The sequence below is a fragment of the Pseudomonas sp. 9AZ genome, assembly GCF_902506525.1.
Classification (GTDB): domain Bacteria; phylum Pseudomonadota; class Gammaproteobacteria; order Pseudomonadales; family Pseudomonadaceae; genus Aquipseudomonas; species Aquipseudomonas peli.
Genome location: NZ_LR733840.1, coordinates 2,656,072 through 2,679,774 on the forward strand (window position 1 = coordinate 2,656,072; position 23,703 = coordinate 2,679,774).

Genomic DNA, 23,703 nt, shown 5'->3' on the forward strand with positions numbered 1-23,703 from the left:
ATAATTAAATCTTTAAATATCAATACTTTATGAAAATAATCGGGCTACCAAAGAGCCAGCCTGGCGGATTCCCGCACGATCATCTGCTCCGGTTTGGCGGATATCCCACGCCCTGCCCACCGCGTAACCTGACATAAGCGACAGCGGCCCCAGCAAAGGGTTTGCTTGTTGCGCAGGCCAGCGTCTGGCTACCATCGGCATACTTTCAAGGAGCCCCCATGCGCGAACGCACCATCGCCAGCCACTTTGTCCGTGCCGCCTTACGCGGCGCCGAACGCCAGGGCCATGACTGCACGCCACTGCTGCGCCAACTGGGCATCCAACCGGCGCTGCTCGACGAACCCCGCGCGCGGGTCGCACCTGAACAGTTCGCCCACTTGGTGCAGCTGCTGTGGGAAAACCTTGATGACGAATACCTCGGTTTTGGCCGCCTGCGCAGCAAACGCGGCACCTTCGCCATGATGTGTTACGCCATCATCCACTGCCATTCACTGGAAAAAGCCCTGGGTCGTGGCGCACTGTTCTACAGCCTGTTCCCGGAAGCGCCGGCTATCAGCATTCAGCGCGAAGGCGACTGGGCACGCCTCAGCGTGGACGACTCCACCCTGTGGGACCCCGACCACTTTCTGGTGGAAAGCCTGCTGGTGATCTGGCATCGCCTCGGCAGTTGGCTGATCGGCCAACGCATCCGCCTAGAAGAAGCCACCTTCACCTACAGCCAACCCACCCACGCCGGCGAATATGAACTGCTATTCCCCTGCACCCGGCGCTTCACGGCCGGGCGCACCAGCCTGCTGTTCCATGCGCGCTACCTGGCCATGCCGCTGCTGCAGGACGAACGCACCCTCAAACAGTTCCTCCAACACTCCCCCGCCGACTTGCTGGCCCGCCCGGATGGCGGCGACAGCCTAATCAGCCAGATCCGCCGCCTACTCGGCCGCGACTGCAGCAACTGGCCGGACCTGGATGCCGTTGCCCAGCAATTGCACATGAGCCCGCAAACCCTGCGCCGGCACTTGCGCGAGGAAGGCTCGAGCTTTCAAGAGTTGAAGGACCATCTGCGCCGCGACCTGGCGATTTACCACCTGGGCCGTGATGAACTGGCGATTCAGGATATTGCCGAGCAGCTGGGGTTTTCGGAACCGTCGGCGTTTCATCGGGCGTTTAAGAAATGGACGGGGCTGACGCCAGGGGCTTATCGGGCGCAGGAAGGGTGAACCTTCAAATCATCTGGAAGTGCTGTGCCCATTAGCTAAACCGCAGAAAACATAGCGCCGACGCTATCAAAAGGTGGAGTGGTCTCAATGTTTAAGGGTTAATGCCAAACCCCAAAAGCGACCTTTCACAGCATCACCGCCCGCAAATCCTCTTCGTTTATTGCCAATGCTTAGCGATGCAGAACCTCTGCAGTCGAATGGCGGGCAGCGCATTCACCGTCTAGTCAATTTCCACACGATTGCGGCCACTAGCCTTGGCTCGATACAGCGCCAGATCCGCACGTTGGTAAAGACTGGCGGTCGTATCACTGGCGTTGCTGAAGCTCGCACCCAGGCTGGCGGTCATCACTTGCGCGGGGTTTTTAAGGTGCTCAATCGCCAGTTCGTCGCTGATCTTTCGGCGGATGCTTTCGCATGTGCTGGCCAGGTAGGCGCTATCCGGGTTGCGTAGCACCAGGGCGAACTCCTCACCACCCAGACGCGCGGCAAAGTCGAGATCGCGACGCGGATGGCTGGCCAATACGCCGGCAATGCGCTGCAAGGCAAGGTCTCCGGACGGATGGCCATAGCAATCGTTGTAAGCCTTGAAGTGGTCGAGATCGAGCATGATCAGCGCGATACGCGTTTGCTCACGCAGGGCTTCCTGCAATGCACGCTGTAACAACAGATCAAAACTGCGGCGGTTGTAAAGTTGGGTCAGGCCATCGGTATCGGCCATGGTTCGCAGGTCGCGTTTGGTTAGAAACAGCACACGCATTGAGTGCTCCTGGCAGTAACCAGCCGTTGCGGCAGCAATGGTCGCTAGCGTCAGGTAGGCCAGGGACGTCAGGTATTGGATAGGCGATTCGCCTGAGCTGGTCAGCTGTAATGCCAGGCCGGTACATAACAGCGTGGCGATGCCCAAATAGAGGCTGTTGCGGTAGCTGTAACCGATGGGCACGAAGATCACTATCTGGATCAGCATCATGCCCTCCAGGCCATAGGGCAGTTGCATCTGCTCCAGGCCCTGGTGATATATCAGCGTCACAAGCAGCATGCCCAGGCTAAGGCAGCCAAGGCCGATAGGTATCCAGCGATAGCCAGTGGCAACATCCGGAGACTTCAAGACCCGGTAGGCAGCAAACACAATAATCAGCAACGCACACAGACGCACCAGCATGACCGGCAGGGTTATCGGGTTGGCGCCAACGCTGTAGAGCAACAGTAGATCAAAGGCGAAGAAGGCCAAAAAGCTGGCTAGCAGTAGGCATATAGCCACGCGCCGGGTTTGCCGGTAGCTGCGATAAGAGAAATCACGGTATTCGGCCTCAAGCTCAGGCTCGAAGAGGCGTAAGGCAAAACCTGTTGCTAACCGATCTACAGCGGCGACGTGGTGATTGGCAACGGCTGATTCAGCTTGAGACGGCATGGCTGACCTCGCAGCGAGCCTTATCGGCTGGCCTATGGCGAAGGTTTAAGGAAATTTCACTAACGCTGACAATAGCCGACCAGTGCGATTATTAGAGCCATTCATCTCTGCGCTTCTGCCTCTGCGCATCCACACGGGCTTGTTTCAGTCGCTGAACCGTACACGAAAACTCGCGCCGCCCAACGCCGAATCCTCCAGCAGCAACTCCCCGTCGTAGCTTTCGATGATGTCTTTAACCACTGCGGTGCCGATGCCCTGCCCCGGATGCTGAGCATCCAACCGCTCGCCACGGCGCAGGATGCGCTCGCGCTGATCAGCCGGTACACCGGGCCCGTCGTCTTCGACGCAGAGTTCAAGCACACTGCCCTGCTGACGCACGCTCACGCGCACCTGGCCGAGACACAGGCGGTAAGCGTTTTCCAGCAGGTTGCCGAGCAACTCCAGTAACGCGCCGCGTTCCATAGGCAGGTGCTGCTCGCTGGAAAAATCGCGCAGCATCTGGACCTGCTTGTCGCGGTAGACCTTATCCAGCGCACCGCAGAGCGTATCGAGTAAAGGCGCCAAATGTGTGCTGTGGCGGATCAAGCCGCTTTTGCGCAGGCTGGCGCGCTGCAGTTGATAGCCTATCTGCTGGCTCATGCGTTCGATCTGCTGTTGCAGCACCTGCGACTGATCGCGGTTCTGCAGCTGCTTGTCGATCACTTCAGCCACGCTTTGCAGCACGGCCAAGGGGGTTTTCAAGCTGTGGGCCAGGTCATCCAGCGAATGCCGGTAACGTTCGCGTTGCTGGCGTTCACTTTCCAACAGGCGGTTGAGCGAGCCGGTCAGGCGCAGCAGCTCGCGCGGGTGCTCTTCACTCAGGCTGGCACGGGTGCCCGCCTCCACTTGATCCAATTCGGCGCTAAGCCCGCGCAGGCTACGAAAGCCCCAGGTCAGGCCAAACCACAGCAACCCCAGCAACACCAACAGCGCGCCACCGAGCCAGAGGTAGAGCTGGCCCATAAAGCCGTCGTACATGGCCTGGTAATCGCTGGCCGGCTGCATGGTCACCACGCTGAAGGCCGCGCTCTGACCGCGCAGCAGGTCGATTTCTACGTCGTAGACAAAGAACTCACGGCCTTGAGCATCAGTGATGCGCACAAACTCGTGACCACGGCCGTCGTAGCGTGGGCGATAGTCGACGCTTTCATCCAGGGAGGAACGCGACTGCCAGACCAGCGTGCCCTGACGGTCGTAGATAAAGCCCAGCAGCTTGGCCTCCAGCGTGTCGAATTCCTCAGCCGGCAGTTTGTCGGGCATGCTCAATCGGCCCTGCTCGTTACGCGCGGCAGAAACCAGCCCGGCAGCGTCCGAAGCCAGACGTTTTTCGATGGACTGCTCCAGGGCAATCACAAAGGCGCCGCGCAAGACCGGCAGCAGCGCCAGCATAAACAGCATGGCCAGCACCGCCGTGCCGAGCATCAGACGCAGACGCAGGGACTCACCGCGACGACCGGTGACCGGTTTGCTCAACTCGGCCTCGCTCATCGGCAGCGCTCAGTAAACAGGTAGCCTTGGCCGCGCACGGTTTCGATGGGTTTGAAATCCAGCTGACCTTCAAGCTTGCGGCGCAGCCGGCCGACTAGCACTTCTATCACGTTGGGGTCGCGCTCTTCGTCATCCGGGTAGAGCTGCTCGATCAGTCGCTCCTTCGCCACCACCTGCTGCTGGTGGCGCATCAGGTATTCGAGAATACGGTACTCAAAGGCGGTCAGTTGCAGGGCTTCGCCATCGAGCAACGCCTGCTTACGGTTGAGGTCGAGTACGAGCGGGCCGGCGGCAATACTCGCCTGGGTAAAGCCCGAGGCGCGGCGCAGCAAGGCGTTCAGGCGCGCCTCCAACTCTTCAAATTGAAAAGGTTTGACCACGTAATCATCGGCACCGGCGGCCAAGCCTTCGACCTTGTCCTGCCAGTTGCCACGGGCGGTGAGAATCAGAATGGGGAAGCTCTTGTCCTGACTGCGCAACTGGCGAATCAGGTCCAGCCCGCTCATGCCTGGCAGGCCGAGATCGATCACCGCCAGGTCATGGTTGTATTCCGCAGCGCGGTACAGCGCTTCTTCGGCATTGGCCACGGCATCGACCACATGGCCCTGCTCGCCCAGCCGGCTATAGAGGTGGTGACGCAGCAACGCTTCATCTTCCACGACCAACAGTTTCATCCTGCACATTCCCCCAATAAAGCGGCCGGGCATGGTGCCCGGCCCTTTTGGCCTACCTGCTGCGTAGAACCTGAATCGGATCTAACAAGCTAGAGCCAAACAAGGCGAAACGGCCGAGGAAGCGCAGTTTACGAGGTGTAAATGAGCATTCCGAGGCCGTTTTCAACGCAGTTTGGCCGACGCGCAGCAGGTCCGAGGCAAGTTCTTAGAACTTGTAGTTGGCACCCAGGTACAGCTGGCCGCTGCTGTGCAGGTCCAGCGAGCCAGCCTTGCCTGCGCCGTGTGACGCCATTTCGGTGCTGGCATTGGTGCGCAGGTAGCGGTAGCCGGCTTCAATCGAGGCATTCTGGTTGATGTCCTGAAGAATGCCAGCCTGCAGGCCTAGGGCAAAGCCGATATCACTGTCACGCTTGAAGCCTTTGCTCTCCTGCTCCAGCTTGACCAGGCCAGCGGTGGCTCCGCCAAACAGCTTGGTGTTGTAGTCGCCAACCGACAGGAACACATCGTAGCTACCCAGCAGGTTCTGCTGACGCAGCTTGCTGCCGCGATCGGTGTCCGAGACATTCTCGTAGGTCATGTAGTAACGGTTTGCATCGCTGACCTGACCGGCGCGTACGCCCCAGGTACCAGTGTCGTTGATTACTTTGTCGAGCTTGGGGCTGTTCAGGTTGCTGTTGAGCGCGCTGGATTTCTGGATGTTGTTGTCGGTCTGACCCCAGGTCAGGCCAACAAAGTTGTCGCCGGCATTGGCCGCAGCCGCAGCGAAGGTCAGGGAAGTTGCCAGGGCCAGTTTGCTAAGAGTGCGGTTCATGGTGTGTCCTCAGTGGTTAGTCGGTGTTGCTTAACTCGAGGTCCATGTTGCCTACCCCAAGCTGAACGCCCACTGAACCCTTGCTGAACAAACGCTGAACGCCCTCTTACAACTTGCGCGCGTTAACACCGGCTGCGACAAATAACACGGCCAATACCGCCAGCATTGGCAGCCAGCCGGCGTGCTCCCAGATATACCCAGCGGCGTAGCCAATCACGCTGGAGCCCAGGTAGTAGGCGCACAGGTACAACGCAGATGCCTGAGCCTTGGCGCCGTGGGCACGCTGCCCCACCTGGCCGCTGGCCACCGCATGGGCGGCAAAGAAGCCCAGGGTGAACAAGGCCAGCCCCGCCACCGCCGCGCTTAACCAGGGCGTGGCACAGAGCGCCACACCCAGCAGCATGATGGCGATACCGCCCTGCATCACCTGGCGTGCGCCCAAGCGTGGCACCAGTCGCCCCGCCCAACCAGCGCTGACGATTCCCAGCAGATACACCGTAAATAGCAGACCGATCAGGCTGGAAGACAGGTTGAACGGCGCCGCTGCCAGACGAAAACCGACGTAGTTGAACAGCGCGACAAAGCCGCCCATCAACAGAAATGCCAGCAGGAACAACCGGCGCAACTCACCATTACCGAGGTGCGTAGCAAAGTTGCGCAACAGGCCGCGCAGTGACAGCGACTGCGCGGTGAAATGCCGTGACGGCGGCAGCAGCCAGACAAACAGCCCCAGCGCCAACAAGCCCATGCCGGCAATCCCGGCCAAGGCCAGCGGCCAACCGCCTAGATCACTGAGCAAACCAGCAAGCAGGCGCCCGAGCAAACCACCTAACGCGGTGCCACCGATATACAGGCCCATCGCCGCCGGCAGTGCCTCTGGGTCGAACTCCTCGCCGACATAGGCCATGGCCAGCGCTGGCAATCCACTCAGGGCCAGGCCAAGCAAGGCGCGCAGCCAGAGCAGGTGATCCCAGCTATCGACCAGCGCACAGGCAATCCCCAGCAGCGACGCCAGGCCCAGGGCCGCCACCATCACCGGCTTGCGGCCCCAGCTCTCGGCCAGCGCGCCAGACACCAGCAGGCAGATGGCCAGGCTCAGGGTGGTCAGCGATAACGCCAGGCTGCTGCCCGCCGCCGATACGGAAAAATGTGCCGCCAGCAGTGGCAGCAGCGGCTGCACGCAGTAGAGCAAGGCAAAGGTGGCAAACCCGGCACAGAACAGCGCCAGGGTCGCGCGCCGGTAGGCGGCAGTGCCACGCATCAGGTGCGCAGAGGAATTGGCAGCAGGCATCGGCAGGCTCACAGAAAGGCTCTAAATCAGCCGTCCTGGCAGATTAGCACGCGGCCAGCCGGGCTGGTTTTGCGCACGGTGCATAGCCGTTGTGCTTAATGCGATGAGTACAAAGCCTGCCCAGTGACAAACGCAGCGCAAAAAAAAACGGGAGCCCAAACGGGCTCCCGTACTCATTCTCAGAGAAATGCCGGAACAAGCCTCACGCCTGCGCCAGCTACAACCTCACCTGCGTCCCCGAAGAAACGCATGCTGCAGTGTGGCAAAAAAGCCTCGGCAACTCCGTTTAGCTTTGTTGCGGCTTTGCAAAGAAATGTAAACGCCCGCACCGGCTGGCCGTACAAACCGCCGCGCGGCAGAATAGGCCGATGAATACAGCCTACTTGCCATCCTGCTGCAGCCCGCTGAATGACCACTGGCCACTGCCGCATACGCTGCCGGCGGTGCAGCTGATCAGCACACGCTTTAGCCCCGAGCTGCTGGATGCAGAGGATTTCAGCCGCTGCGCCATCGAGCCGGTGCGCGGCGTGGCCAAACGGCAGACCGAATACCTGGCCGGTCGGCTGTGTGCGCGTGAGGCCTTGATGCGTTTGACGGGCATTTCCGCCACGCCGGCCAGCGGTGAAGACCGTGCGCCGCAGTGGCCACTAGGCATGGTCGGTTCGATCACCCACGGCAGCGGCTGGGCCGGCGCCGTGGTGGGTAACAGCACGGATTGGCGCGGCCTGGGCCTGGACATCGAGCAGATCATGCCAGCCAGCCGCGCCGAACGCTTGGCAGCGGAAATCCTGACGCCCTCCGAGCTGTTCCGTCTGGAAACCTTGCCGAGCGAACAACGCGCCCAACGCATCAGCCTGACTTTTTCGCTCAAGGAAAGCCTGTTCAAGGCGCTCTACCCGCAAGTGCTGCAGCACTTCTACTTTCAGGATGCCGAGCTACTCAGCATCGACACCGACAATAACGTGCGTATGCGTCTGCTGATTGACCTGCATGCGGACTGGCCCGCTGGCAGTGAGCTGGCAGGCCAATTCGCCGAGTTCGACGGTTATCTGCTGAGCCTGGTCAGCATCCCGCGCTGATCTGTCGAGCGCGGCAGCCCAAAGCGCTAGGCAAATCCGCTAAACTCGGCCGATTGCCGTCTGGAGTGCCCTATGCGCGAAGATTTGAATCAAGGCCTGATTGAGTTCCTCAAGGCCTCGCCAACCCCTTTTCATGCCACCGCCAGCCTGGCTCAACGCCTTGAAGCGGCCGGTTTTCAGCACCTGGACGAGCGCGCCAGCTGGCACACCGAGGCCGGCGGCCGCTACTACGTGACGCGCAACGACTCCTCGATCATCGCCTTCAAGCTAGGCAAGCGCGCGCCACTGGAAGGCGGTATCCGCCTGGTCGGCGCACACACTGACAGCCCGTGCCTGCGGGTCAAGCCACAACCAGAACTGCAGAAGCAGGGTTTTTTCCAGCTCGGCGTTGAGGTGTATGGCGGTGCCTTGCTGGCGCCCTGGTTCGACCGCGACCTGTCGTTGGCCGGTCGAGTCACGTACCGCCGCGATGGCAAGGTGGAAAGCCAGCTGATCGACTTCCAATGCCCGATTGCCGTGATTCCCAACCTGGCTATTCACCTCAACCGTGAAGCCAATCAGGGCTGGGCAATCAACCCGCAGAACGAGCTGCCGCCAATCCTCGCGCAGCTGTCCGGCGATGAACCGGCCGATTTCCGCGCGCTGATCACCGATCAACTGGCCCGCGAACACGACTTCAGCGCCGATGCGGTGCTCGATTACGAGCTGAGCTTCTACGACACCCAGAGCGCTGCGGTGATTGGCCTGAATGGCGACTTTATCGCCGGCGCGCGACTGGACAACCTACTGTCCTGCTACGCCGGGCTGCAGGCGCTGCTGGCGGCGCCGGATGAGGAAAGCTGCGTATTGGTCTGCACCGACCACGAGGAAGTCGGCTCCTGCTCGGCCTGCGGCGCCGATGGCCCGATGCTCGAACAGGTGCTGCGTCGCGTGCTACCGGACGGCGACGCCTTTGTGCGCACCATCCAGCGCTCGCTGCTGGTCTCAGCCGATAACGCCCACGGCGTACACCCCAACTATGCCGACAAGCATGACCAGAACCACGGCCCCAAGCTCAACGCCGGCCCGGTGATCAAGATCAACAGCAACCAGCGCTACGCCACCAACAGCGAAACCGCCGGATTCTTCCGTCATCTATGCCTGGAAAATGAAGTGCCGGTGCAGAGCTTTGTTACCCGCAGCGACATGGGTTGCGGCTCGACCATCGGCCCGATCACCGCCAGCCAGCTGGGCGTGCGCACCGTGGATATCGGCCTGCCGACCTTCGCCATGCACTCGATCCGCGAACTGGCCGGCAGCCATGATCTGGCGCATTTGGTGAAAGTGCTGACGGCGTTTTACGCCAGCGCTGAGCTGCCGTGACGCTCATTATCTAAACGCTCACGACATTGTAGGGTGGATGAAAAAGCACCATCCGCCCTACGCTGTTACCGTTACTCCGGCACCTCGACGCTCACATGCAGAGCGTCGTGGCGCCAGAACTCCAGATCGCAATCAATCAGTCGGCCATGCTGGTCGCGGTTGATCCGCACAATGCGCAGCGCGGGGCTGCCCACCGCTACTTTCAATGCCGATGCGGCTTCGCTGTGCAACGCCGTGGGCACCATATCAAACCGCACCCGGCCGTAATGAATGCCGTATTCGCTGGCGTACAGCTCAGTCAGTGAGCGGGTCAGGTCGAAATCCAGAATGCCGGCGAAGTAATTCGGATTGAGGTAGTGCTCGACATACAGCACCAAACGGCCATCGATACGCCGGGCGCGGCGGATCTGGTAGACGCTGGAGAGTGCCGGCAAAGCCAGTAGCTGGCAGATCTCGGCGCTGGCCGGAATCAGTTTGGCGCTCAGCACTTCGGTGGCCGGCACCCGGCCCTGCTCGCCGACCATGGCGTGAAAGTGGCTGCGCACCAGCGGGTTATAGGCCACGCGCGGCGGCGAAACAAACCAGCCGCGGCGCTCCTCGCGATAGATCAGTCCCTGAGCCTCCAGCTGGCCCAGCGCCTCGCGCAGAGTAATGCGCGTGGTATCGAATACCTCGCTGAGCTTACGCTCGGCCGGCAACTGACTTCCCGACGGCAACAGGCCGTGTTCGATCTGCTCTTCCAATGCCCGGCATATAGCTGTGACTGCCCGCGGCGCTTCATCGCGCATCAAGACCTCCAAAATTGGACTAGTCCAGCCCCATTTCGGGGCATCAACATGTGAATGCAGCAGTAAAAACCATGTTTCAAGTTTAAGCAGTCTTGATGACCACGCCATGACAACTTTCTTTCAGCGCCAGTAAAAGCTGATAAAACTTGGGCTGCAGGCCATACATGACTGAATTTGTTCATGGTCTACGCTAGTGGTGCGCCAGTTTGTGCAACCCGGCTCGAGCCGGTAAATGACCAACGTACATAAAACTGTCATTTAACAAGCCTAAATTGGCCTGGGTCTTGCTGATCTAGACCAGAACTTTTCACTGCACGCACTTCAATCGCAAAGGAGTTTCCAATGAAACAACTGCTGCTGGCTTCACTGATGGGCTCAGCCATCGCCCTGGCCACCTCGGCCATGGCTGCTGAAACGGATTTGCAAGCACTGGAAAAGGCCGCGCGCGCTGAAGGCGCGGTGAACAGTGTGGGCATGCCGGACAGCTGGGCCAACTGGAAAGACACTTGGGCCGACCTGAACAAACTGTATGGCTTAAAGCATATGGATACCGACATGAGCTCGGCCCAGGAAATTGCCAAGTTCGCCGCTGAAAAAGACAACGCCACCGCCGATATCGGCGACGTAGGCGCAGCCTTTGGCCCCATCGCCGTGCAGCAGGGTGTTACCCAACCCTACAAGCCAAGCACCTGGGAACAGATTCCAACCTGGGCCAAGGACGCTGACGGCCACTGGATGCTCGCCTACACCGGCTCCATCGCCTTTATCGTCAACAAGCAGCTGGTCAAGGATATCCCGCGTTCCTGGGCTGACCTGAAAAAGGGCACCTACAAAGTCTCTGCCGGTGATGTCAGCACCGCCGCACAAGCCGTAAACGGTGTGCTGGCTGCCGCCATCGCCATGGGCGGTAATGAAAGCAACGTGCAACCGGCGCTGGATTTCTACGGCGAGCTGGCCAAACAAGGCCGTCTGTCGCTGGCCAACCCAACCATCCAGACCCTGGAAAAAGGCGAAGTAGAAGTGGGCGTGGTATGGGACTTCAACGGCCTGAGCTACCGCGACCAGATCGACCCAAGCCGCTTCGAAGTACTGATTCCTTCCGATGGTTCGGTGATTTCCGGCTACAGCACCATCATCAACAAGTGGGCGAAAAACCCCAACGCGGCCAAACTGGCGCGTGAGTACATCTTGAGCGACGCCGGCCAGATCAACCTGGCAAAAGGCAACGCCCGCCCTATCCGCGCCGAGCACTTGACCCTGCCAGCCGAAGTACAAGCCAAGCTGCTGCCGCAGGAGCAATACGCCAAGGTTCAGCCGATCAAGGATGCTGCTGCCTGGGAAGCCACTTCCAAAGCACTGCCGCGTCTGTGGCAGGAACACGTCATCATCAATATGAACTAATGCAATCTGGCCCCGGATACACTCCGGGGCCGATTCGGTTGCTAAGGCTTTCAATCATGTCGCACAACGTCATCCTCGTGGTTCTGGATGGCTTGAGCTATCAGGTGGCTCAGCACGCGCTGGGGCATCTGCAGGCTTACTGCCAGGCTGGACGCGCCGCGCTGTACAAGCTCGACTGTGAACTCCCGGCCCTGTCACGCCCGCTGTATGAAGCGATTCTGACCGGTGTTGCGCCCATCGACAGCGGCATCGTCAATAACGATGTCTCGCGCCTGTCGACCCAGCGCAGCCTGTTCCACTACGCCCGCGACGCTGGGCTGATTACCGCTGCGGCGGCCTATCACTGGGTCAGCGAGCTGTATAACCGCTCGCCATTCCAAGCGGCGCGCGACCGTCACACGACAGACGCCAACCTGCCGATTCAGTACGGCCACTTCTACTACGCCGATCATTACCCGGATTCGCACCTGTTTGCCGACGCGGAAAGCCTGCGCCTGCGCCATACGCCCAACCTGCTGCTGGTGCATCCGATGAATATCGACGACGCCGGCCACAAGCACGGCCTCGACAGCGCGCAGTACCGTAACAGCGCGCGCATGGCCGATGTGTTGTTGGCCGAATATATTCAGCCCTGGCTCGATGCCGGCTACCAGATTCTGGTGACCGCCGACCACGGCATGAACAACGATCGCAGCCACAACGGCTTGCTGCCGGAAGAACGCGAAGTACCACTGCTGGTACTCGGCAGTGCCTTCAGCCTCGATCCCAACGCTCAGCCGAAACAGCTGGAGTTGTGCGGTACGGTCTGCGAGCTGCTCGGTGTGGCCCACGACAAACCTGTCTGCCGGGAGCTCCTCGCATGATGTCTGTCCTGCGCGGCAAATGGCTGGCGCTGCTGTGCCTGCTGCCTTTTGCCCTGTTTTTTATCGCCTTTCAGATCGCCCCGCTGCTCTGGGTGGCCAGTAACAGCCTGCAAACGACTGAAGGCTGGGGCCTGGGCAATTTCCAGCAGGCCTTCTCCTCACCGTTCTACCGCCAGGCGATGCGTCACAGCCTGGAAGTGGCGTTCTGGTCGAGCTTGATCGGCATCAGCATTGCCATTCTCGGCAGCTACTCGCTGCGGCAAGTCGACAGCAAGCTGCGCGACTTCGTCATGGCGTTTTCCAACATGACCAGCAACTTCTCCGGGGTGCCGCTGGCCTTCGCCTTTATCATCCTGTTGGGGTTTAACGGCGCACTGACCATCCTGCTCAAGCAGGCGGGGATCATCGAGGATTTCAACCTCTACTCGAAAACCGGCCTGATCGTGCTGTACACCTACTTCCAGATTCCCCTGGGTGTGCTGCTGCTCTACCCAGCCTTCGACGCCTTGCGTGAAGACTGGCGCGAATCGGCTGAATTGCTCGGCGCAAGTAACTGGCAGTTCTGGCGGCATATCGGCTTGCCCGTCTTGACCCCCGCGCTGCTCGGCACCTTCGTGATTCTGCTGGCCAACGCACTCGGCGCCTACGCCACGGTGTATGCGCTGACCACTGGCAACTTCAATATCCTGCCGATTCGGATTGCCGCCATGGTTTCCGGCGACATCTTCCTCGACCCGAATATGGCCAGTGCCCTGGCGATGATTCTGGTTGGCCTGATGACCCTGATCACCATCGTTCACCAATGGCTGCTGCGCCGGAGCTACCATGTCCCACGCTGAAAAACGCTCGCCGCTGTTCCACCAGCTGGTGGTCTACAGCCTGCTGCTGATCCTCTTGCTGCCGCTGCTCGGCACCCTGCTCTACTCGTTCTCCACCAGTTGGTCGGCCAGCGTGCTGCCCAGCGGGCTGACCTTCAAGTGGTACCTGGCGCTGTGGAGCGATGCACGCTTCCTCGCTGCGTTTGGCCGCTCGCTGCTGGTCTGCCTGGCTGCTTTGGCGCTGTCGCTGGTGCTGATTCTGCCGCTGCTGTTTGTGGTCAGTTACCACTTCCCCAAGCTCGATGCGGTAATGAACGTGCTGATCCTGCTGCCGTTCGCCATCCCGCCAGTGGTGTCCTCGGTCGGCTTGATGCAGTTGTTCGCCGGCGGCCCGCTGCCAATCCTCGGTACGCCGTGGATTCTGATTGGCTGCTTCTTCACTATCGCCCTGCCGTTTATGTACCGAGCCATCAGTAACAACCTGCAGGCGATCAACCTGCGCGACCTGATGGACGCCGCGCACCTGCTCGGTGCCAGCACCTGGCGCGCGGCCTTTATGGTGGTGCTGCCTAATCTGCGCAAGGGCTTGATGGTCTCGGTATTTCTCTCCTTCAGCTTCCTGTTTGGTGAGTTTGTGTTCGCCAACCTGCTGGTCGGCAGCCGCTATGAAACCCTGCAGGTGTACCTCTACAACATGCGCAACGACAGCGGTCACTTCACCAGTGCGTTGGTGATTTCCTACTTCATGTTCGTGCTGCTGATGACCTGGGCGGCCAACCGCCTGAATAAGGACAAGTCATGAGTTATCTGAGTATTCAAGGCCTGCACAAGAGCTACGGCGATACCGCGATCTTCAGCGATATCAACTGCGAGATCGCCAAGGGCGAATTCATCACCCTGCTTGGCCCGTCCGGCTGCGGCAAATCCACCCTGCTGCGCTGCATCGCCGGTCTAACCGGAGTGAATGGCGGGCAGATTCTGCTCGACGGTGAGGACCTGGTGCCCGTAGCCCCGCAAAAACGCGGCATCGGCATGGTGTTCCAGAGCTACGCGCTGTTCCCCAATATGACCGTGCAACAGAACGTCGCCTTTGGCCTGCGCATGCAGAAGGTCAAAGGCAGCGAAGCCGAGCAGCGGGTCAAGGAAGTGCTGGAGCTGGTTGAGCTGAATGACTTCGCCGGCCGTTACCCGCAGCAACTGTCCGGCGGCCAGTGCCAACGCGTAGCTCTGGCCCGATCGCTGGTCACCCGCCCGCGCCTGCTGCTGCTCGATGAACCGCTGTCGGCGCTGGACGCGCGGATTCGCAAGCACCTTCGCGAGCAGATCCGCAGCATCCAGCAGGAGCTGGGCCTGACCACCATTTTCGTCACCCATGACCAGGAAGAAGCGCTGGTCATGAGCGACCGTATCTTCCTGATGAACGCCGGTAAGATCGTCCAGAGCGGCGACGCGGAAACCCTCTACACCGCCCCCGCCGACGCCTTTGCCGCCGGGTTTATCGGCAACTACAACCTGCTCGACGCCGATACCGCCAGTCGCCTGCTGCTGCGCCCGGTCAACAGTCGCGTGGCAATCCGCCCGGAGGCCATCCAGATTGGCGCCCAGGGCAGCATTGAGGGGCAGATTCGCAGCCATCGCCTGCTCGGCAACGTGATCCGTTACCGCATCGAGGCGCGCGGCGTCGAACTGCTGGTGGACGTGCTCAACCGCTCCCCGGCGGACCTGCACGCCAGTGGGCAACGCATCAACCTGAACATTGAAGACAACGCAATCTGTGAGGTGGCCTGATGGCCCTGGCAATTTTCGACCTGGACGAAACCCTGATCGGCGGCGACTGCGCCAGCCTGTGGACCCAGGAAATGGTCAAACTCGGCTGGGCCGACGCCGACAGTTTTATCGCCCATGAACAGGAGCTGATGCGCCAATACGCCGCCGGCAGCCTGGCCATGGAAGACTACATGGCCTTTACCCTGTCGCCCCTGGTGGGCCGCACGCCGGAAGAAGTCGCCCACGTGGTCGAGCCCTTTGTCGAAGACGTGATCGAGCCGATTTTCTACAGCGACGCCACCCGCTGCCTGGCCAACCACCGCGCCGCCGGTGACCGGCTGCTGGTGATTTCCGCCTCGGCGCATTTTCTGGTCAGCGCCGTTGCCGCGCGCTTGAAGATCGAAGAAGTGTTGGCCATCGACCTGGAAGTTCAGCACGGCCACTACAGCGGCCGTACCCAGGGCGTCATGACCTACCGCGAAGGCAAGGTCACGCGCCTACGTGATTGGCTGCAAGAGCACGGCGAAGTCCTCGACGGCGCCTACTTCTACTCCGACTCACGCAACGACCTGCCACTGCTGCAGGTGGTCGACAAGCCCTATGTGGTCAACCCCGACCCCACTCTGCTTGCGCACGCCCAGCAGGCCGGTTGGCCGATCCTTAACTGGCGCTGATTGAGCGCTGGATGTGGCGCGTAGGCCTGCTTACAGGCTATAACGCGCCACCTCACCGCCATGCGCCTGTTTTCATGCCCAGCAATTCGCCCCTCGTCACCTACCAGCAGGCCATCGACCGCGACGGTTTCAAATCCGACCCTGCGCAGTGGCAGGCCGCCCAAGCCCTGCATGATTGCCATCAGGACTTGCACCAGGCCACATCCGCGCATCCGATCAACGGGGTGTATCTGTGGGGGCCGGTGGGCCGTGGCAAGACCTGGCTGATGGACAGCTTCTACAAAGGCCTGAAAGTCCCCGCGCGACGTCAGCACTTTCACTACTTTATGCGCTGGGTGCATAGGCGCCTGTTTCAGCTCACCGGTACACCTGATCCGTTGCAGGCGCTGGCCGTTGAGCTGAGCCAAGAAGTGCGCGTGCTGTGTTTCGACGAGCTGTTTGTCAGCGATATCGGCGATGCGATCATTCTCGGCCGCCTGTTTCAGGTGATGTTCGAACAGGGCATGGTGCTGGTGGCCACTTCCAACCAGCCACCTGAACTGCTGTATGCCGAAGGCTTTAATCGCGAGCGCTTTCTGCCTGCGGTGGCCGCCTTGCAACGGCATATGCAGGTAGTGAGCATCAACGGTGAGGAAGATCATCGCCTGCACCCAGGCGCCGCGCATACCCGCTATTGGGTTGCCACGCCTGGACTGCCCAGTGTGCTGAGCCGGACCTTCAGTCAGTTGGCCGCAGGTAGGCCCAGCAGCGATCCACCGCTCACGCTCGGCAACCGCAGCGTGCAGACCCTGCGCCACTGCGACGGCGTGCTCTGGTGCCGCTTTGCCGATCTGTGCGAGCAGTCCTTGGCCGCGCCGGACTTTATCGCCCTGTGCGACCGCTTCCAGGCCATTCTGCTCAGCGAAGTACCCAACCTGAGCAGCCCGCAACGCGCGGCAAAGATTGCCCGTGGTACCGAGGATGGCGTCGAGCGGGTGCAGGCCGGTGACCGCCAGCTGCCCGCCCTGTCGGTCAAGGATGACAGCGTGCGGCGCTTTATCGCCCTGGTGGATGAGTGCTACGACCGCAAGGTGCCGCTGTACCTCGAAGCCCAGGTGCCGCTGGCCGAACTCTATACCGAGGGCTACCTGAGCTTCGCCTTTCGCCGCACCCTGAGCCGATTGCAGGAGATGCAACTCCAGCGCTTCGGCGCGTAATGCTTTGGGGCTTTAAGAATCTTTTTGAAGTCTTGCGAGCTAGAGCCATGCAAGGCGCTACGTTAGTAACAGCCTCCGGCTGGTCAAAGCGGCAAGGAAGCGGAGTGTACTTTTGTACATGAGCATTCCGAGCCTGCTTTTAACGCAGCAGGGCCGACGCGCAGCAGACTGTAAGTAGGCTTAGGCCTGCATGGCCCAGCCATGCACACTCATCGCCGCCTGGCGTAGCGCTTCCGAGCGGGTTGGGTGTGGATGGCAGATCAGCGCAATATCTTCGGCCGAAGCGCTGAACTCCAGGGCCACGCAGTACTCGCCGATCAGTTCGCCGGCACTGGGGCCGATGATATGCACGCCGAGAATCTGGTCGGTTCGCTCATCGGCCAGCACTTTGACGAAGCCTTCGGCCTCGTGGTTGATCTTCGCCCGGCTGTTGGCGGTGAAGGGAAACTTGCCAACCTTGTAGGCGCGCGCCTCGGCCTTCAACTGCTCCTCGGTCTTGCCCACGGTGGCGACTTCCGGCTTGGTGTAGATCACCCCAGGAATCGCCTCGTAATTGACCTCGGCGGCATGTCCGGCGATGCGTTCGATACAGGCAATGGCTTCATCTTCGGCCTTGTGCGCAAGCATCGGCCCGGAGGTCACGTCGCCGATAATCCAGATACCCGGCACGCTGCTGCGGTGCTGCTGGTTTTCCAGCATGCCGCGCTTGTCGGTGGCCAGGCCGACGGTTTCCAAACCCAGGCCGGCGGTATAGGGACGGCGGCCGATAGCGACCAGCACATAGTCGGCCTGTAGTTGCTCGACAGCGCCGCCGGCAGCCGGCTGCAGGTCAAGGGTCACGCCTTTGGCCGTGGCCTTGGCGGCGCTGACCTTGGTTGCCAGTTTGAAATTCATGCCCTGCTTGCTCAGGGTGCGCTGCAGGGTTTTCGCGGTTTCGTTATCCAGGCCTGGGCAGATGCGGTCGAGGTACTCCACCACCGTCACTTCGCTGCCCAAACGCCGCCACACCGAACCCAGCTCCAGGCCGATCACCCCGGCACCGATCACCACCAGGTGCTTGGGCACTTTCGGCAAAGCCAGCGCGCCGGTGGAGTCGAGAATGCGCTGATTATCAATCGTCACCCCTGGCAGCGGTGTCGGCTCCGAGCCGGTGGCAATTACGATGTTCTTGGCCTGCAGCTCGCTCACGTTGCCATCGGCCAGGGTCACCGTAACCTTGCCCGGCCCATTCAAACGGCCCCAGCCCTTGATCCACTCGACTTTGTTCTTGCGAAACAGAAACTCGATGCCCTTGGTCAGGGCCGTTACGCTCTCATCCTTCTGCTTCATCATCTGCGCCAGATTGAGCGTCGGCATGACCTCGATACCGAGGTTGTTGAGCTCGCCGCTGGTCGCCGCCTCGTACAGTTCCGAGGCATGCAGCAGCGCCTTGGACGGCATGCAACCGACATTCAGGCAGGTGCCGCCCAGAGTCTCGCGCCCCTCGATGCAGGCGACTTTCAAACCCAGTTGCCCAGCACGGATGGCAGCGTTATAGCCGCCGGGGCCGCCGCCGATGATCAGCACGTCATAGTTGCTCATTGAGTTACTCCTAGGCTGCAGAGGTTTAGCGAACCAGGGCCGCGTTCGCTGCCGGCCGTGGACGCAGCAGGTGGAAGGCGCAGAACGCCGCGACGGCGAATAAACTGTTCAGCAACACCATAGGCCAAGCCGAGCCATCCGCCAGCAGGCTGAGCAAGACGCCGCTGCAGGTGGCACCGGCCATTTGCGCAAAGCCCATAAACCCTGCGGCCAAGCCGGCGCGGTGGGCATTGGGGATCACTGCGCCAGCCACCGATGCCGGCAGCAACATGCCGCCGCCCAGAGTGACCAACACCTGGGGCAACGACAGGCCGAGCAGCGACAAACCAAACAGCAGATAAATCGCCAATGTGGCCAGGGCGCCGCTCGCCACAAGCGCCGCACCTATGCCCACTATTTTCTCGGGGCCCAACTGCAAGATGCGCCGCTGGGTAAACAGCGCGCCGGCGATCAGCGCCGAAACAATTGCCGCAAAGGTGATGCCGTATTGCGCCGGGCTCAGCCCGAGCAGGCCGATATACACAGCTGAGGAGCCGGCAATTACCGCAAACATCGCGCCATACGTACAGGCCAGCGTCAGGGCCAGCGCGCGAAACGAGGCGGAGCGCAGCAGATCGGCATAGTTGCCGGCCAAGCTGCTCAATTGCCCAGCCTGAGGGTCGAGTTGCCGATTGCTTTCGCGGTACAGGCCCAACACCGCACAAACGATGGCTACGCCGATCAGCAGTGCCAAGACAATCGGCGCTTGCCAGCCGCCATACAGCGTCAGCACGCCGCCCAGCATCGGCGACAGGACGATGGCGCAGAGCATGCCAATCACCGTCAGCGCCAATGCAGGCCCAGCCTGCACTTGCCACACATCGCGGACGATGGCTCTCGCCAGAACCAATGCCGCGCAAGCCCCAAGCCCCTGCAGCACGCGGGCGGCAATCAATTCGCCCATGCTGCTGGCCAGCAGCATCCACAGGGTCGCGAGCAGATAAACCAGCAACCCGGCAATCAGCACCGGACGCCGGCCAATGCGGTCCGACAGCGGACCGAGCAACAACTGGCCCAAGCCAAAGGCGGCGACGAAAGCCGATAAAGCCAGCAGGCTGCTGCCGGGGCGCGCACTCATGATCAGTTCGATAACGCCCAGGCTGGGGATGATCAGCTGAGTGGAAATCTCTCCAAGGGCGGTCAGGGCCACCAGAATCAACAGCAGGCTGCGCGACGGCAAGGGATAGGGATGCATGGGCGTGGGTCCTGTGATCACGGGCTGGCGTGGCTCGCCAAGCAATAACATTTCGACCATAATATAAATAATTAAATTACGCTTGTAATTTTAACCCCCCCAGCAGACGAGGCCTGATCCATGAGCATCCCATCACGCGAAGAAAAACTGGCCGAATGGCTCGCCGCTGAACAGGCCATGCGCGCCAACCTCGGTGCACCCGGCAGCATGAGCCTGGCGCAGGTCAGCGAACTGTTGCCGCAGGAGTTCTTTGACGGCATCGGCCGCGGTGAACTGCCCTCGCCGCCCATCGGCCATCTGCTGGATTTTGTTCCGCTGGAATGGTCATCCGGGCGCTTTGTCTTCCAAGGCACACCGGACGCGCGCCACTACAACCCGCTGGGCAGCGTGCACGGCGGCTATGCGGCCACCCTGCTCGACTCCTGCATGGGCTGCGCCATCCACACCCAGTTGCAGCGCGGCCAGGGTTACACCACCACCGATCTGCGCATCAGCTACATTCGCGCCCTCAGCACTAAGGTCGGGCCGATCCGCGCCGAAGGCCGCATCGTCCATATCGGCCGCACCACGGCGCTGGCCGAAGGGCGCATTTACGATGTCGACGACCGCCTGTACGCCGTCGGCTCAACCACCTGCCTGATTCTCAGTATGCCTGGGACATCGCCTACACCCGGCACTGAAACACCGGGTCGAAGCGAGTAAGATGGCAGGCAACATCTGAAACCAGCGGCCAGGTACTCCATGCGATATTCCGAAGACCACAAAGCCCAGACCCATCAGCGCATCATCGAAGAGGCCGCGCGCCTGTTCCGCCGCGACGGCGTTGGCGCCACCGGCCTGCAGCCGCTGATGAAGACCCTCGGCTTGACCCATGGCGGTTTCTACGCCCACTTCAAATCGAAAGATGAACTGGTGGAAACCGCCCTGCGTCATAGCGCTGACAAGCTGACGGCGGTCACCAACGAGATGGCCAAAAGCGATAAACCGCTGACCCGCCTGATCAGCGGCTACTTGTCGTCCGCCCACCGCGCCAACCCGGGCGATGGCTGCCCGCTGCCGACTATGTCCGCCGAGCTGGGCCAGCGCGGCGCCCCCAGCCCGGTGACCGACGAGCTGGTTCGCGACCGCCTGCAAACCATCGAATCCGGCCTTGGCGTTGAGCACGCCGATGAACAGAGCGTGCTGATTCTTAGCGCCATGGTTGGCGCCCTGCTGCTGTCACGCAGCGTAAGCGACCCGGAACTGTCTGACCGATTGCTGAAAACCACCCGCCGCCTGCTGATCGAACAGAACATCGGCGACGCGGCGCAAACCACCTGATTGCAGAAAATTAGTGCCCCACAGCAAAAGCCCTGACTGTCTCCAGCCAGGGCTTTTCTTGTTACGGCCAGCGATTTACTTGTAACGTGCAGCGGCGCTGCTGTGGGACAGGTTCGGCGCCAGCTTGCCACGGGCATCGATAAAGGCCTGCCAGTCAGCGGCATCAGGCAGCGATGGAATGGTGATCAACTCGCCCTGATCGAAACCAGCCAGCGCCGCATCAACCATTTCGCCGACCTCCATGATCATGCTCGCCGGCAGTGCCGAATCATCCATGCCGCTACGCTCCCAGATCTCGGTGCGGGTAATGCCGGGCAATACGGCCTGCACCTGCAGGCCCTGCGTCTTCACTTCACCGTTGAGGGTCTGGGTCAGGCTCAGTACATAGGCCTTGGTGGCGCTGTACACGGCATTGAACATTTCCGGAGCCAAGGCCACCACCGAGGCGATATTGATGATTGCTCCACGCCCGGCGGCCGTAAAGTTGGCAGCGGCTGCGGTGGACAGGTGAGTCAGCGAAACCACGTTGAGCAGAATCATCCGATCAACAGTGTCGAGATCGGCCTCGACAAGCTGACCGTTCATAGCCATGCCGGCGTTGTTGACCAACGTGCTGATGCCCTTGTCGGTCCGCAGGCGCTGGGTAACGGCATGCAGATCAGCCTTGTCAGTCAGGTCGGCCTTCAGCGTTTCGATCTTTACCCCGTACTGCTCGGTCAAGCGCGCAGACAGCGCCTGCAAGCGCGGCAGATCGCGGGCAACCAACAGCAGGTTGTAACCGCGTTGCGCCAGGCGCTCGGCGTAGGTGGCACCAATGCCTGATGAAGCGCCGGTGATCAATGCAGTGCCTTTCTCGTTATGCGTGCTCATGGTGCGTCTCCTGGCTGTGCGGGGGTAGGTAGTGCGTCTGGAGGTATAGTGCGCCAAATCATATTACACATATAATATAAATATTATATGTCGATCATAATAAATACTATCGACAGCCATGCCGCAAACGCCTGGGACGTAAAAACACTCGAAAAAAGACCGCCAACCGCCAAATGGCAGAGCACAAAAAAGCGGACAACCCACAAAGGTTGTCCGCTCTGGTGCGACCTAGATCGTCGAGCGTGTTAGCTACGGATCAGGTGATCGAAGGCACTCAGGGAGGCCTTGGCGCCCTCGCCCACAGCGATGACGATCTGCTTGTACGGCACAGTCGTCACGTCACCGGCAGCAAACACACCCGGGATATTGGTAGCGCCCTTAGCGTCGACGATGATTTCACCGAAACGCGACAACTCGACACTGCCCTTCAGCCAGTCGGTGTTAGGCAGCAAACCGATCTGCACGAAGATACCTTCCAGCTCGACGCTGTGCAGCTCTTCGGTGGTGCGGTCCTTATAGACCAGCGCATTAACCTTCTGACCATCGCCTTTGACTTCGGTGGTCTGCGCGCTCTTGATCACAGTAACGTTGGGCAGACTGTAGAGTTTCTTCTGCAGCACGGCGTCGGCACGCAGGGTGTCGGCGAACTCCAGCAGGGTCACGTGAGCCACGATACCGGCAAGGTCAATCGCAGCCTCGACGCCGGAGTTACCACCGCCAATTACTGCAACACGCTTACCCTTGAACAGCGGGCCGTCGCAATGCGGGCAGAAGCACACGCCCTTGGCCTTGTATTCCTGCTCACCGGGCACACCCATCTCGCGCCAGCGCGCGCCGGTGGAGAGAATCAGGGTCTTGGCCTTGAGGCTAGCGCCATTGTCGAACTTCACCTCATGCAAGCCGCCTTCGCTGCTCGCAGGAACCAAAGCGCTGGCGCGCTGCAGGTTCATGATGTCGACTTCGTATTCACGCACGTGCTCTTCCAGAGCGCGCACCAGTTTCGGCCCTTCGGTTTCCTTCACCGAAATGAAGTTTTCGATCGACATGGTATCCAGCACCTGGCCGCCGAAACGCTCGGCAGCAAGGGCGGTACGAATACCTTTGCGCGCTGCGTAAATAGCTGCAGCAGAACCGGCTGGGCCACCACCGATCACCAGCACGTCGAAGGCTTCCTTGGCGCTCATCTTCTCGGCATCGCGGTTGGCGGAGCCGGTGTCGATCTTGGCGAGGATTTCCTTCACGTCCATACGACCGGAGGCGAACACCTCACCGTTCAGGTAGATGCTCGGCACGGCCATCACTTGACGACGCTCGACTTCCTCCTGAAACAGCGCACCGTCGATCGACACGTTGCGGATATTCGGATTGAGCACCGCCATCAGGTTCAGTGCCTGAACCACGTCCGGGCAGTTCTGGCAGGACAACGAGTAGTAGGTCTCGAACTCGAACGAACCTTCGATGCTCTTGATCTGCTCGATGGTCTCGGCATCCAGCTTGGACGGATGGCCGCCCACCTGCAGCAGCGCCAGCACCAGCGAGGTGAACTCGTGGCCCATGGGAATGCCAGCGAAGGTCAGGCCAATGTTTGCGCCTGGACGGTTTAGCGAGAACGACGGACGACGGGCGTCGCTACCATCGGTCTTCAGGGTGATCTTGTCGGTCAGGCCGACGATGGTTTGCAGCAGCTCAAGCAGTTCCTGAGATTTCGCACTGTCATCGAGGGACGCGACGATCTCGAACGGCAGGGTGACCTTTTCCAGGTAGGCCTTCAACTGGGTTTGCAGGTTAGCGTCCAACATGGCGGATAGTCCTCAATGACAAA

Annotated in this window: 22 protein-coding genes; 12 read left to right on the forward strand and 10 right to left on the reverse strand. The window is 60.7% G+C overall.

Translation table 11 applies throughout. The annotated features are described in order from the left end of the window. The first annotated feature begins 218 nt into the window (after positions 1 to 218). Positions 219 to 1,217 (forward strand): AraC family transcriptional regulator, encoded by a 999-nt coding sequence (locus tag ALTER154_RS12270; RefSeq protein WP_160087412.1) that lies wholly within the window; start codon positions 219 to 221, stop codon positions 1,215 to 1,217. Positions 1,218 to 1,437: 220 nt separating this feature from the next. Here ALTER154_RS12270 and ALTER154_RS12275 read toward each other — a convergent pair whose 3' ends face one another. The 5 genes from ALTER154_RS12275 to ALTER154_RS12295 form a co-directional block, all read right to left on the reverse strand. Beyond that, positions 1,438 to 2,625: a GGDEF domain-containing protein gene (locus ALTER154_RS12275; protein ID WP_160087413.1), complete on the reverse strand. Its 1,188-nt coding sequence runs from the start codon at positions 2,623 to 2,625 to the stop codon at positions 1,438 to 1,440. 144 nt (positions 2,626 to 2,769) lie between these two features. Next, positions 2,770 to 4,152 carry an ATP-binding protein gene (locus ALTER154_RS12280; RefSeq protein ID WP_160087414.1) on the reverse strand — a complete coding sequence of 461 codons (1,383 nt, stop codon included), beginning with the start codon at positions 4,150 to 4,152 and terminating at the stop codon, positions 2,770 to 2,772. Beyond that, positions 4,149 to 4,826, reverse strand: a complete 678-nt coding sequence (locus ALTER154_RS12285) for a response regulator (protein ID WP_160087416.1) — start codon at positions 4,824 to 4,826, stop codon at positions 4,149 to 4,151. The genes ALTER154_RS12280 and ALTER154_RS12285 overlap by 4 nt, the downstream gene beginning before the upstream one ends. 205 nt (positions 4,827 to 5,031) lie before the next feature. Beyond that, entirely contained in the window at positions 5,032 to 5,637 is a 606-nt protein-coding gene (locus tag ALTER154_RS12290) for an outer membrane beta-barrel protein (protein ID WP_160087418.1), read from the reverse strand. Between the two features lie 106 nt (positions 5,638 to 5,743). Continuing rightward, the gene (locus ALTER154_RS12295) at positions 5,744 to 6,928 is read right to left on the reverse strand and encodes an MFS transporter (RefSeq protein WP_160087420.1); all 1,185 of its coding nucleotides are present in this window, start codon (positions 6,926 to 6,928) and stop codon (positions 5,744 to 5,746) included. 368 nt (positions 6,929 to 7,296) lie between these two features. Between ALTER154_RS12295 and ALTER154_RS12300 the strand changes: the two genes are divergently transcribed. Continuing rightward, positions 7,297 to 8,007 carry a 4'-phosphopantetheinyl transferase gene (locus tag ALTER154_RS12300; protein ID WP_160087422.1) on the forward strand — a complete coding sequence of 237 codons (711 nt, stop codon included), beginning with the start codon at positions 7,297 to 7,299 and terminating at the stop codon, positions 8,005 to 8,007. A gap of 72 nt (positions 8,008 to 8,079) precedes the next feature. Continuing rightward, complete coding sequence (locus ALTER154_RS12305) at positions 8,080 to 9,369, forward strand: M18 family aminopeptidase (RefSeq protein ID WP_160087424.1); 1,290 nt, start codon at positions 8,080 to 8,082, stop codon at positions 9,367 to 9,369. 71 nt (positions 9,370 to 9,440) lie between these two features. Here ALTER154_RS12305 and ALTER154_RS12310 read toward each other — a convergent pair whose 3' ends face one another. After that, positions 9,441 to 10,157: a UTRA domain-containing protein gene (locus ALTER154_RS12310; protein WP_160087426.1), complete on the reverse strand. Its 717-nt coding sequence runs from the start codon at positions 10,155 to 10,157 to the stop codon at positions 9,441 to 9,443. A gap of 342 nt (positions 10,158 to 10,499) precedes the next feature. Here ALTER154_RS12310 and ALTER154_RS12315 point away from each other — a divergent pair, with 342 nt between their 5' ends. From ALTER154_RS12315 to zapE, 7 genes are all read left to right on the forward strand, one after another. Continuing rightward, positions 10,500 to 11,558 carry an ABC transporter substrate-binding protein gene (locus tag ALTER154_RS12315; protein ID WP_160087428.1) on the forward strand — a complete coding sequence of 353 codons (1,059 nt, stop codon included), beginning with the start codon at positions 10,500 to 10,502 and terminating at the stop codon, positions 11,556 to 11,558. A 56-nt stretch (positions 11,559 to 11,614) separates the two neighbouring features. After that, the gene (locus ALTER154_RS12320) at positions 11,615 to 12,421 is read left to right on the forward strand and encodes an alkaline phosphatase family protein (protein ID WP_160087430.1); all 807 of its coding nucleotides are present in this window, start codon (positions 11,615 to 11,617) and stop codon (positions 12,419 to 12,421) included. Beyond that, positions 12,421 to 13,260, forward strand: coding sequence for an ABC transporter permease subunit (locus ALTER154_RS12325; RefSeq protein WP_178126364.1), 840 nt, complete (start codon positions 12,421 to 12,423; stop codon positions 13,258 to 13,260). The genes ALTER154_RS12320 and ALTER154_RS12325 overlap by 1 nt, the downstream gene beginning before the upstream one ends. Then, positions 13,247 to 14,041, forward strand: coding sequence for an ABC transporter permease (locus ALTER154_RS12330; RefSeq protein ID WP_090387003.1), 795 nt, complete (start codon positions 13,247 to 13,249; stop codon positions 14,039 to 14,041). Before ALTER154_RS12325 ends, ALTER154_RS12330 begins: the two co-directional genes overlap by 14 nt. Next, complete coding sequence (locus ALTER154_RS12335; RefSeq protein ID WP_160087434.1) at positions 14,038 to 15,027, forward strand: ABC transporter ATP-binding protein; 990 nt, start codon at positions 14,038 to 14,040, stop codon at positions 15,025 to 15,027. The genes ALTER154_RS12330 and ALTER154_RS12335 overlap by 4 nt, the downstream gene beginning before the upstream one ends. Further along, on the forward strand, positions 15,027 to 15,680 hold the full coding sequence (locus ALTER154_RS12340; protein WP_160087436.1) for an HAD family phosphatase: 654 nt from the start codon (positions 15,027 to 15,029) through the stop codon (positions 15,678 to 15,680). The genes ALTER154_RS12335 and ALTER154_RS12340 overlap by 1 nt, the downstream gene beginning before the upstream one ends. A gap of 74 nt (positions 15,681 to 15,754) precedes the next feature. Beyond that, complete coding sequence (gene zapE, locus ALTER154_RS12345) at positions 15,755 to 16,876, forward strand: cell division protein ZapE (RefSeq protein WP_160087438.1); 1,122 nt, start codon at positions 15,755 to 15,757, stop codon at positions 16,874 to 16,876. A 180-nt stretch (positions 16,877 to 17,056) separates the two neighbouring features. On the opposite strand, the gene lpdA is transcribed toward zapE, so the two are convergent. Both lpdA and ALTER154_RS12355 read right to left on the reverse strand, forming a co-directional pair. After that, the gene (lpdA, locus tag ALTER154_RS12350; protein ID WP_160087440.1) at positions 17,057 to 18,457 is read right to left on the reverse strand and encodes a dihydrolipoyl dehydrogenase; all 1,401 of its coding nucleotides are present in this window, start codon (positions 18,455 to 18,457) and stop codon (positions 17,057 to 17,059) included. Positions 18,458 to 18,482: 25 nt separating this feature from the next. Then, on the reverse strand, positions 18,483 to 19,691 hold the full coding sequence (locus tag ALTER154_RS12355) for an MFS transporter (protein ID WP_160087442.1): 1,209 nt from the start codon (positions 19,689 to 19,691) through the stop codon (positions 18,483 to 18,485). A 120-nt stretch (positions 19,692 to 19,811) separates the two neighbouring features. Between ALTER154_RS12355 and ALTER154_RS12360 the strand changes: the two genes are divergently transcribed. Both ALTER154_RS12360 and ALTER154_RS12365 read left to right on the forward strand, forming a co-directional pair. After that, the gene (locus ALTER154_RS12360; RefSeq protein ID WP_160087444.1) at positions 19,812 to 20,393 is read left to right on the forward strand and encodes a PaaI family thioesterase; all 582 of its coding nucleotides are present in this window, start codon (positions 19,812 to 19,814) and stop codon (positions 20,391 to 20,393) included. 39 nt (positions 20,394 to 20,432) lie between these two features. Next, a complete protein-coding gene (locus ALTER154_RS12365) occupies positions 20,433 to 21,011 on the forward strand; it encodes a TetR/AcrR family transcriptional regulator (protein ID WP_160087446.1) in 579 nt (192 codons plus the stop codon). 75 nt (positions 21,012 to 21,086) lie between these two features. On the opposite strand, the gene ALTER154_RS12370 is transcribed toward ALTER154_RS12365, so the two are convergent. Then, a complete protein-coding gene (locus tag ALTER154_RS12370) occupies positions 21,087 to 21,881 on the reverse strand; it encodes an SDR family oxidoreductase (RefSeq protein ID WP_160087448.1) in 795 nt (264 codons plus the stop codon). A gap of 245 nt (positions 21,882 to 22,126) precedes the next feature. Continuing rightward, complete coding sequence (ahpF, locus tag ALTER154_RS12375) at positions 22,127 to 23,680, reverse strand: alkyl hydroperoxide reductase subunit F (protein WP_090252989.1); 1,554 nt, start codon at positions 23,678 to 23,680, stop codon at positions 22,127 to 22,129. Positions 23,681 to 23,703: the final 23 nt, after the last annotated feature.

Bases quoted from the DNA above. Each gene is read 5' to 3' on its own strand.
- ALTER154_RS12270 (WP_160087412.1), top strand. From the start codon at position 219: ATGCGCGAACGCACCATCGCCAGCCACTTTGTCCGTGCCGCCTTACGC.
- ALTER154_RS12275 (WP_160087413.1), bottom strand. From the start codon at position 2,625: ATGCCGTCTCAAGCTGAATCAGCCGTTGCCAATCACCACGTCGCCGCT.
- ALTER154_RS12280 (WP_160087414.1), bottom strand. From the start codon at position 4,152: ATGAGCGAGGCCGAGTTGAGCAAACCGGTCACCGGTCGTCGCGGTGAG.
- ALTER154_RS12285 (WP_160087416.1), bottom strand. From the start codon at position 4,826: ATGAAACTGTTGGTCGTGGAAGATGAAGCGTTGCTGCGTCACCACCTC.
- ALTER154_RS12290 (WP_160087418.1), bottom strand. From the start codon at position 5,637: ATGAACCGCACTCTTAGCAAACTGGCCCTGGCAACTTCCCTGACCTTC.
- ALTER154_RS12295 (WP_160087420.1), bottom strand. From the start codon at position 6,928: ATGCCTGCTGCCAATTCCTCTGCGCACCTGATGCGTGGCACTGCCGCC.
- ALTER154_RS12300 (WP_160087422.1), top strand. From the start codon at position 7,297: ATGAATACAGCCTACTTGCCATCCTGCTGCAGCCCGCTGAATGACCAC.
- ALTER154_RS12305 (WP_160087424.1), top strand. From the start codon at position 8,080: ATGCGCGAAGATTTGAATCAAGGCCTGATTGAGTTCCTCAAGGCCTCG.
- ALTER154_RS12310 (WP_160087426.1), bottom strand. From the start codon at position 10,157: ATGCGCGATGAAGCGCCGCGGGCAGTCACAGCTATATGCCGGGCATTG.
- ALTER154_RS12315 (WP_160087428.1), top strand. From the start codon at position 10,500: ATGAAACAACTGCTGCTGGCTTCACTGATGGGCTCAGCCATCGCCCTG.
- ALTER154_RS12320 (WP_160087430.1), top strand. From the start codon at position 11,615: ATGTCGCACAACGTCATCCTCGTGGTTCTGGATGGCTTGAGCTATCAG.
- ALTER154_RS12325 (WP_178126364.1), top strand. From the start codon at position 12,421: ATGTCTGTCCTGCGCGGCAAATGGCTGGCGCTGCTGTGCCTGCTGCCT.
- ALTER154_RS12330 (WP_090387003.1), top strand. From the start codon at position 13,247: ATGTCCCACGCTGAAAAACGCTCGCCGCTGTTCCACCAGCTGGTGGTC.
- ALTER154_RS12335 (WP_160087434.1), top strand. From the start codon at position 14,038: ATGAGTTATCTGAGTATTCAAGGCCTGCACAAGAGCTACGGCGATACC.
- ALTER154_RS12340 (WP_160087436.1), top strand. From the start codon at position 15,027: ATGGCCCTGGCAATTTTCGACCTGGACGAAACCCTGATCGGCGGCGAC.
- zapE (WP_160087438.1), top strand. From the start codon at position 15,755: ATGCCCAGCAATTCGCCCCTCGTCACCTACCAGCAGGCCATCGACCGC.
- lpdA (WP_160087440.1), bottom strand. From the start codon at position 18,457: ATGAGCAACTATGACGTGCTGATCATCGGCGGCGGCCCCGGCGGCTAT.
- ALTER154_RS12355 (WP_160087442.1), bottom strand. From the start codon at position 19,691: ATGCATCCCTATCCCTTGCCGTCGCGCAGCCTGCTGTTGATTCTGGTG.
- ALTER154_RS12360 (WP_160087444.1), top strand. From the start codon at position 19,812: ATGAGCATCCCATCACGCGAAGAAAAACTGGCCGAATGGCTCGCCGCT.
- ALTER154_RS12365 (WP_160087446.1), top strand. From the start codon at position 20,433: ATGCGATATTCCGAAGACCACAAAGCCCAGACCCATCAGCGCATCATC.
- ALTER154_RS12370 (WP_160087448.1), bottom strand. From the start codon at position 21,881: ATGAGCACGCATAACGAGAAAGGCACTGCATTGATCACCGGCGCTTCA.
- ahpF (WP_090252989.1), bottom strand. From the start codon at position 23,680: ATGTTGGACGCTAACCTGCAAACCCAGTTGAAGGCCTACCTGGAAAAG.